This is a genomic window from Parvibaculum sp., from assembly GCF_035325945.1.
Lineage (GTDB): Bacteria > Pseudomonadota > Alphaproteobacteria > Parvibaculales > Parvibaculaceae > Parvibaculum.
Window position 1 is genome coordinate 156,615 of sequence record NZ_DAOKYX010000002.1, and the last position, 6,666, is coordinate 163,280.

Genomic DNA, 6,666 nt, shown 5'->3' on the forward strand with positions numbered 1-6,666 from the left:
ATCGAGCCAGACGAAGATATTACTTTTGGGGAGCCCGTCATGAGCGCTCAACCGACCCCAAGCCCGGCCTATCGACCCGAGCCTGCGCCTCAGGGCGCGGGATTGCTCTCCAGCGAGGCGGCAACCGCGGCCTCGGCCGCCTTCGGTGCGCTTGCGAGCAGCATCTTCACTTCATCGGGCGGTGGCGGCCGCACGCTCGAGGATCTGGTGGCCGACCTCCTGCGCCCCATGCTCAAGCAGTGGCTGGACCAGAACCTTCCGCCGCTCGTCGAGCAGCTCGTCCGCGAGGAAATCGAAAGGGTCGCGCGCGGCCGGCGCTGACAATCTCCCGCGGCTGCGCTCCCGCGCCAGCGAAGCTTCCTCTTGCGGCAGCCCCCCTGCTGTGGCAACCGTTAGGCGCGGCCCTGCCACAGATTCAGTGTCGTCCCGGGATTTGTTTCCAGGACCCATTGGCCTCATAACACGCCAGATGGCTCATGGGTCCCGGCGGCAAGCGCCGGGGCGATGGCGCATTTCCGCCAGACGCAATTTCCCAGGTTCCCCGCGATCGCGGGGGCGTGTTTCTCTCAGTCCGACGGACCCGATCCGATGCTCGACAAGAATTTCCAGCCCCACAATGTCGAAGAGCGCCTGTACCGCCTCTGGGAAGAGAGCGGTGCCTTCAAGGGGGGCAATCCGGAGCGGGTAGCGTCGGGCGCGAAGTCCTATTGCATCGTCATTCCGCCGCCCAATGTGACCGGCAGCCTGCATATGGGGCATGCCCTCAACAACACGCTCCAGGACGTGCTCATCCGCTTCGAGCGCATGCGGGGCAAGGACGTGCTCTGGCAGCCGGGCCTCGACCATGCGGGCATCGCCACGCAGATGATCGTCGAGCGCCAGCTTGAGGCGGAAGGCAATGTGCGCCGCCGTGACATGGGCCGGGAGGCTTTCATCGAGCGGGTCTGGAAGTGGAAGGGCGAGTCCGGCGGCACGATCGTCGGCCAGCTTCGCCGCCTCGGCGCGTCCTGCGACTGGAGCCGCGAGCGCTTCACGCTGGATGAGGGGCTCTCGAAGGCCGTTTTGAAAGTCTTTGTCGAGCTTTACAGACAGGGGCTCATCTATCGCGACAAGCGGCTCGTCAACTGGGATCCGAAGCTGCAGACGGCGGTTTCCGACCTTGAGGTCGAGAATATCGAGGTGAAGGGCCATTTCTGGCACTTCCGCTATCCGCTGGCCGACGGCAAGACCTATCGCTTCCCCATCGCGCATGACGAGAACGGCAAGCCGACCGAATGGGAGGAGCGCGACTATATCGTCGTCGCCACCACGCGGCCCGAAACGATGTTGGGCGACACGGCGGTCGCGGTGAATGCGGAGGACGAGCGCTACAAGCACCTCATTGGCTCGGATGTCGTGCTGCCGCTGGTCGGCCGGCGCATTCCCATCGTCGCCGACGAACATGCCGATCCGACGCAAGGCTCCGGCGCGGTGAAGATCACGCCCGCGCACGACTTCAACGACTTCGAGGTCGGCAAGCGCCACGGCCTGCCTCAGATCAATATTCTGACCCCGGACGGTCGTATCAATGATGAGGCGCCGGGAGCCTATCGCGGGCTTGACCGGTTCGAGGCGCGCAAGAAGGTCGTCGCCGACATCGAGGCGGCCGGCCTTCTCGACCGGATCGAGGACAAGGTCGTCATGGTGCCGCATGACGAGAAGTCGAAGATGACGGTCATCGAGCCCTATCTGACCGACCAGTGGTATGTGGATGCGGCAACCCTCGCAAAGCCCGCCATCGAGGCGGTGGAGCGGGGCGAGACGGTCTTCGTGCCGAAGAACTGGGAGAAGACCTATTTCGAGTGGATGAGGAACATCCAGCCCTGGTGCATCTCGCGCCAGCTCTGGTGGGGTCATCGCATTCCTGCCTGGTATGCGGAAGACGGAGAAATCTTCGTCGCCCATAGCGAGGAGGAGGCGTATGCCGCCGCCGAGAAACATTACGGGCGACGCGTCGACCTCAAGCGCGACGAGGACGTGCTCGACACCTGGTTCTCCTCCGCGCTCTGGCCTTTCTCGACGCTGGGCTGGCCGGACCAGACGCCCGAACTCAAGCGCTATTACAAGACCGATGTGCTCGTCACGGGCTTCGACATCATCTTCTTCTGGGTCGCGCGAATGATGATGATGGGGCTTCACTTCATGAACGAAGTGCCCTTCCGCGACGTCTATATCCACGCCCTTGTCCGCGACGAGAAGGGCCAGAAGATGTCGAAGACCAAGGGGAACGTGATCGATCCCCTGAAGCTCATCGACGAATATGGCGCCGATGCGCTGCGCTTCACGCTTGCTGCCATGGCCGCGCAGGGCCGCGACATCAAGCTCGCGACGAGCCGCGTCGAGGGCTACCGCAATTTCGGCACGAAGCTCTGGAACGCCGCACGCTTCTGCGAGATGAACGAGTGTGCGCGCGTGGAAGGCTTCGATCCGGCGGCGGTGTCGCAGACGGTCAACAAATGGATCGTGGGCGAGGCAGCGCGCACGGCCGCAAGGGTCACGGAGGAGATCGAAGCCTATCGCTTCAACGAGGCGGCGGGCGCTATCTACCGCTTCGTGTGGAACGTCTTCTGCGACTGGTATGTCGAGTTCATCAAGCCGCTGCTCATGGGAGCGGACGAGGCCGCGAAAGCCGAGACGCGAGCGACCGCCGCATGGGTGCTCGATCAGATCCTGCTGATCCTGCACCCCTTCATGCCCTTCATGACCGAAGAGCTTTGGGCGACGACGGCGGGCCCCGCGCGCGAGAGCCTGCTCGTCACCGCGCCCTGGCCGAACCTCTCGAGCCTTGGCGATGCGGCGGCCGATTCGGAAATGGATTGGGTGATCAGGCTCATTTCGGAGGTTCGCTCCGTCCGTGCCGAGATGAATGTGCCGGCAGGCGCGAAGATCGCACTGCTGATCAAGGGGGCGGCGGCGGAGAACCTTCAGCGCCTCGACCGGCACAAGGATCTCATCCTGCGTCTCGCGCGGCTCGCCTCGGTGGAGGCGACTGAGGCAGTCCCCGCAGGCGCCGTCCAGCTCGTGCTTGACGAGGCGACGCTGCTTCTTCCGCTTGCCGATGTGGTCGATCTCAAGGTCGAAACGGCCCGCCTGAAAAAGGAAGTGGCGAAGCTCGATGGCGAGATCGCGAAGATCGAGGCGAAGCTCGCCAACGAGAAGTTCGTATCGTCCGCACCCGAACATGTGGTGGAAGAACAGCGCGAACGGAAGTCCGATGCCGAGGCGACGCGGGCGAAATTCGCCGACGCGCTGAAGCGTCTCGAAGGGGCTGCATAGGGGGACGGATATTTCCGATTGTCATGCCGGGCTTGACCCGGCATCCAGTACCGCGAACCCGACGCCATGGCCCCCGGCACAAGGCCGGGGTGACAATGTTTTGCCTTGAAAACGAAAATGGCCCGGCAATGCCGGGCCATCTCGTTTCGTGAGCAGCGAAAAGGTTCAGGCGTCGAAGACGATGACCGAGCGGGCGAGTTCGCCGCGCTTCAACTCATCGAACGCCTCGTTGATCTGATCGAGCTTGAGGCGGCGCGAGATCATCTCGTCGAGCTTGAGCTTGCCCGCCATGTAGAAGTCCACGAGGCGCGGCATGTCCACGGGGAAGCGGTTCGAACCCATGAGCGAGCCCTGGATCTTCTTTTCGCCGAGGAAGTCGGCGCCATGAAGCTCGATGTTCACGCCGACCGGGATCATGCCGATGATATTGGCCGTGCCGCCGCGAGCGAGCATCTTGAACGACTGTTCCGCCGTCTGCTTGAGGCCGATCGCCTCGAAGGAGTGGTGGACGCCGCCCTTGGTCAGTTCCATGACCTGCTGCACCGGGTCGCCGTCCTTGGCGTTGACGACGTCGGTGGCGCCGAACTGCTTGGCGAGATTGAGCTTCGAGCCCTGCATGTCGATGGCGATGATGCGGCCGGCGCCCGCAATGGCGGCGCCGTTGATCGCCGCGAGGCCCACGCCGCCACAGCCGATGACGGCAACCGTCTCGCCCGCCTTGACGCTCGATGTGTGGATGACTGCGCCGACGCCGGTCATGACCGAGCAGCCGATGAGCGCGGCGCGATCGAGCGGCATGTCCTTGCGGATCGAGACGCAGGCATGCTCATGGATGAGCATGTATTCGGCGAAGGAGGAGAGATTGAGGAACTGGTTCATGGGACCAGCGTCCTTGGAGAGCCGCGGCTCCTCGCCCGCTTCGCGCTTCGTCTCCGGGCTCACGCAGCGCGAGAGATGGCCGGTGAGGCAGTGCTCGCAATGGCCGCAATAGGCCGAAAGGCAGGTGATGACGTGGTCGCCGGGCTTCACCGTGTGGACCTCGGAGCCCACCTGCTCGACGATGCCCGCGCTTTCATGCCCGAGCACGGCGGGCAGCGGGTAGGGATAGGCCCCTTCGACGAAATGAAGGTCCGAGTGACAGACACCCGCCGCCGCGGTGCGGATCAGCACCTCGCGGGGGCCGGGCTTGTTGATCTGGACGTCTTCGATGACGAGGGGTTTCTTCGTTTCGCGTAGAACCGCAGCCTTCATGGATGGATACCTCCTGACCGGATCGTTCTGGATTGTGTGGTTGCCGGTTTGTGGCCGATGTTGACCCGCCGCCCCGGCATGGTCAATGGCGAAGGCTCGTGGCATGGGGCCTTTGCATTCCGGCGCTTTCTGCGAGAATGGCCGTACCGCTGCCCGGAGATTTCCCATGCCGTTTCGCCGCCGTTTCGCCGCTCTCGCCGTCTCGCTCGGACTTACGTTCGCGTTCGCGGGCCATGCGGCCGCCGCTCCGTCGGCTGCCGCCGAGGCCATGTTCAATGCCGGAATTGCCGCCTACAGGGTCGGCGACCTTCAGAGGGCGGCAGGCGACTGGGGGAGGGCGGCCGAAGGCGGTCATCCGATCGCCGCATATCTTGCCGGCCAGCTCTATGAGCAAGGGCGCGGCGTGCCGCGCTCGGAGGCGAACGCCTTCCACTTCTACTCGCTGGCGGCGAGCGCCGGACACGCGGAAGCAGCGGTGAAGGTCGGCCTCGTCTATCGCGACGGCAACAAGGAACTCGGCATCAAGCGGAGCTACCCCAAGGCTTTCGAGATGTTCGAGAAGGCGGCGCTCGCGGCGCTTCCCGAGGCGCAATACTACCTCGCCGACATGTATCGCCGCGGGCTCGGCGTGCCGATGCAGCGCTCGGAGAGCCTGCGCTGGCTCATTCTCGCGGGCGCCAAGCATCATGTGCCGAGCCTTCTCGAACTCGCGCGCATCCACTTCGATGGCGACGGCGTCAATCAGGACCGGATCGTCGGCTGGTCGTTCCTCGACCTCGCATCGCGCTTCGCGGAAGGCGACGAGGCGAAGCGCGTCAACGCCGCGATGGATAAATATTCGCGGCGCGTGCAGGCAAGCGAGCGGGAGCAGGCAAAGCAGGTCGCCGACGACTGGCTCGCGAAACATTCCTGACGCGCGGGGCTCGTCCCTTCAGCCGAAGATCGTCTTCTCCTCGCCGAACCAGAGCGGCGACTTCGAGAAGTCGATGAATTTGGCCTCGTCTTCCAGAAGCTCGCGGCCGGCGGCGATCGCCTCGGGTTCGGTTCCCGTGGCCGCGAGATCGTCGAGGGTCGCCCACCAGAGCTGCGCGACGCCGTCATAAATGGCAGGCGCCTTCTCGAGGCTTCCAGCGCGGCTCGCGCGGATCGGATCTGTCGCTGCGAAGTCGCCGGTATGAAGCTGGACATAACGCTGGATACGGAGCGCCTTGCGGTGCCGCGCGACGAGCGGCGCGTGGTTGTTGAACCAGTAATCCTGAAACTCGGCGCGGCTCATGCCGGGCTTTCTCGTCAGGCAGTAGGTGATCTTGATCATTGGGACGCCCCTCTTTTGTTTGTTATCCTGAATTGCCTTCGGGGAGCATGGCGCAGCAGAAGGGTTGGTCAAGGATCATGCGTATCGCGGTCGGCGGATTTCAGCACGAGACGAACACTTTTGCGCCATCGAAGGCGCCCTATGCCGCGTTCGAGCAGGCGGATTCATGGCCCGGCCTTCAGCGCGGCAAGGCCCTGCTCACCGCGTTCGATGGAATGAACATTCCGATCGCTGGCTTCATCGCGGCGGCGAGGGCTCGAGGGCATGCGCTGAAGCCGCTCGTCTGGTGTTCGGCGACGCCCTCTGCCCATGTGACCGAGGAAGCCTATGAGCGCATCGTCGAAATGCTGCTCGACGATCTCGGCTATGCGGGGGAGATCGATGCCGTCTATCTCGATCTTCACGGCGCCATGGTGACCGAGCATCTGGAAGACGGGGAGGGCGAGCTTCTCAAGCGCGTCCGCGCGGCGGTTGGGAAGGAAATCCCCGTCATCGTCAGCCTCGATCTCCACGCCAATGTCACACAGGCGATGCTCGATCATTCCGATGCGCTGATCGCCTACCGGACATATCCGCATGTCGACATGGCCGAAACGGGGGCGCGGGCGGCTGCCCATCTCGATGCGATTTTCGCCGGGCTTCCGCGTCAGGCAAAGGCCATGAGGAAGATCGACTTTCTCATTCCGCTCACGGCGCAATGCACGCTGGTGGAGCCTTCGGCGCATATCTATCGGCAGGTCGCGGAGCTTGAAGGGGCGGTGCTCGGCAATGGGCGCGTCAGCAGC

Annotated in this window: 6 protein-coding genes; 4 read left to right on the forward strand and 2 right to left on the reverse strand. The window is 64.0% G+C overall.

Annotation, left to right across the window (positions count from 1 at the left end; genetic code table 11):
• Positions 1 to 39: 39 nt before the first annotated feature.
• Entirely contained in the window at positions 40 to 321 is a 282-nt protein-coding gene (locus tag PKA57_RS02880) for a DUF2497 domain-containing protein (protein ID WP_324297415.1), read from the forward strand.
• Between the two features lie 267 nt (positions 322 to 588).
• Entirely contained in the window at positions 589 to 3,315 is a 2,727-nt protein-coding gene (locus PKA57_RS02885) for a valine--tRNA ligase (protein ID WP_324297416.1), read from the forward strand.
• Between the two features lie 165 nt (positions 3,316 to 3,480).
• Here PKA57_RS02885 and PKA57_RS02890 read toward each other — a convergent pair whose 3' ends face one another.
• On the reverse strand, positions 3,481 to 4,566 hold the full coding sequence (locus PKA57_RS02890) for a Zn-dependent alcohol dehydrogenase (RefSeq protein ID WP_324297417.1): 1,086 nt from the start codon (positions 4,564 to 4,566) through the stop codon (positions 3,481 to 3,483).
• A gap of 166 nt (positions 4,567 to 4,732) precedes the next feature.
• On the opposite strand from PKA57_RS02890, the gene PKA57_RS02895 reads away from it, so the two are divergent.
• Complete coding sequence (locus PKA57_RS02895; protein WP_324297418.1) at positions 4,733 to 5,479, forward strand: tetratricopeptide repeat protein; 747 nt, start codon at positions 4,733 to 4,735, stop codon at positions 5,477 to 5,479.
• A gap of 18 nt (positions 5,480 to 5,497) precedes the next feature.
• Here the strand turns inward: PKA57_RS02895 and PKA57_RS02900 are convergent, their stop codons facing one another.
• Entirely contained in the window at positions 5,498 to 5,881 is a 384-nt protein-coding gene (locus PKA57_RS02900; protein WP_324297419.1) for an EthD domain-containing protein, read from the reverse strand.
• 74 nt (positions 5,882 to 5,955) lie between these two features.
• Between PKA57_RS02900 and PKA57_RS02905 the strand changes: the two genes are divergently transcribed.
• Positions 5,956 to 6,666 (forward strand): M81 family metallopeptidase (locus PKA57_RS02905; RefSeq protein WP_324297446.1); only part of this gene is annotated, 711 nt, incomplete at its 3' end.